Annotated in this window: 2 protein-coding genes; both read left to right on the forward strand. The window is 68.9% G+C overall.

All coding sequences use genetic code 11. The annotated features are described in order from the left end of the window. Positions 1-424 (forward strand): NfeD family protein (locus RIM90_RS27155; RefSeq protein ID WP_309063389.1); only part of this gene is annotated, 424 nt, incomplete at its 5' end. 4 nt (positions 425-428) lie between these two features. Continuing rightward, a complete protein-coding gene (locus tag RIM90_RS27160; RefSeq protein WP_309063390.1) occupies positions 429-1,457 on the forward strand; it encodes an SPFH domain-containing protein in 1,029 nt (342 codons plus the stop codon). Positions 1,458-1,516: the final 59 nt, after the last annotated feature.

Raw genomic sequence — 1,516 nt, forward strand, 5'->3', positions numbered from 1 at the left:
ATGGCTGATCTGGTTGATCATCGCGGCGGTGCTGGCTGTGGCGGAGATCCTCACCCTCACTGCCGCGCTCGGAATGCTGAGCGCGGCCGCGTTGGTCACGGCGGCGTTCGCTGCGGTCGGGCTGCCGCTCCCCTTCCAGTTCCTGGTGTTCGCCGTGGTCGCCACGGTCACCGTGCTGTTCGTGCGCCCCGTCGCGTTGCGCCACGTGCTCCGGCCCCAGGCGGCGCGATTCGGTGTGGACGCACTGGTCGGCAGGACCGCCTACGTCGTCTCGGAGGTGACGGGCATGGGGGGCAGGGTCCGCATCGACGGCGAGGAGTGGACGGCCCGCGCCTATGACGAGACGCTGGTGATTCCTCCGGGTGCGGCCGTCGACGTCATGGAGATCAGCGGCACCACTGCGTTCGTCTACCCCCGGGACTGAAGCCATGGAAGCCTCCGCATTTCTCATCGCCGGTCTGGTCGTCGCGCTCATCGCGATCTTCACCGTGGTGCGGACGGTGCGCATCGTGCCCCAGGCGCGCGCCCGCAACGTCGAGCGGCTCGGCCGCTACCACCGGACCCTCAATCCCGGCCTCAACCTCGTCATCCCCTACATCGACCGCGTGCACCCGGTGATCGACCTGCGGGAACAGGTCGTCTCCTTCAAACCGCAGCCGGTCATCACCGAGGACAACCTGGTCGTCGAGATCGACACCGTCCTGTACTTCCAGGTCACCGACCCGCGGGCGGCCTTCTACGAGATCGCCAATTTCCTCCAGGCCGTCGAGCAGCTGACCGTCACCACCTTGCGCAACGTCGTGGGGTCCATGGACCTGGAAAAGACCCTCACCTCCCGCGACACCATCAACAGCCAGCTGCGCGGCGTGCTGGACGAGGCCACCGGCAAGTGGGGGCTGCGGGTCAACCGGGTGGAGATCAAGGCCATCGACCCGCCGCAGTCCATCAAGGATGCGATGCAGAAGCAGATGCGAGCCGAGCGGGACAAGAGGGCCGCGATCCTCGGGGCCGAGGGGCAGCGCCAGTCGCAGATCCTCACCGCCGAAGGCGACAAGCAGGCCGCCGTCCTGCGCGCGGAGGGCAACCGTACCGCTGCGATCCTCCAGGCCGAGGGCCAGTCCCGGGCCATCGACGAGGTGTTCCAGGCCGTGCACCGCAATGATCCCGACCCCAAGCTGCTCGCCTACCAGTACCTCCAAGTGCTGCCGGAACTCGCGCAGGGCTCGGGCAACAACTTCTGGGTGATCCCCAGCGAGATCACCTCAGCGCTCCAAGGCGTGTCCCGGGCCTTCACCGAGGCGCTGCCCCAGTCGCCGGCCACCCGCGACAAAGCGTCGGACGGCATGGCCGCCCAGGCCGCCAACGACACGGCGCAGGCCGCGGAGGCAGCCGCCGCGGCCCTCGCCGACGCGGCCAAGGCCGATACCGTCACCTCCGGCACCCTCCCGCCTCGCTGACGGGCCTCTCGGCCTGCCGCCGCTCGCCGAAGCGTTCGGTCTCCGAACATTCGGACACG

The sequence above is a fragment of the Streptomyces sp. genome, from assembly GCF_031181555.1.
Taxonomy (GTDB): domain Bacteria; phylum Actinomycetota; class Actinomycetes; order Streptomycetales; family Streptomycetaceae; genus Streptomyces; species Streptomyces fimbriatus.